Here is a 410-nt window from a genome sequence, read left to right on the forward strand (position 1 = left end):
GGGGCTATTTCTGCAGCGCTGGAGCAGCTTGTAGAACAGCGCTTCGTAGAGCTCCGCCGGCTGCTTCTCATTGAGCCTTGCCAAGGTAGAACGGGCAAAAACTGAGATCCGCCACGCGCTGGGATCAATTCATTGGCATGGCCATGTCTCAGCTTTCCGGCCGTCAGAGCCTGCGCGATATCCAGTCGAACCTGGAGAGCCAAAAGCATAAGCTTTTCCACCTTGGCGCCAAACCCGTTGCCCGTTCTACCTTGGCAAGGCTCAATGAGAAGCAGCCGGCGGAGCTCTACGAAGCGCTGTTCTACAAGCTGCTCCAGCGCTGCAGAAATAGCCCCAGCTCCCATAAGTTCCGCTTCAAGAACCCTCTCTACTCACTGGATGCGAGTGCCATCAACCTGTCCCTCAAGCTG

At 56.6% G+C, this 410-nt stretch carries 1 pseudogene; it reads left to right on the forward strand.

Annotation, left to right across the window (positions count from 1 at the left end):
• Positions 1 to 92 precede the first annotated feature (92 nt).
• Positions 93 to 410, forward strand: a pseudogene (locus A3730_RS12850) (DUF4372 domain-containing protein); the annotation flags it as partial.

This window comes from Alcanivorax sp. HI0044 (assembly GCF_001634945.1).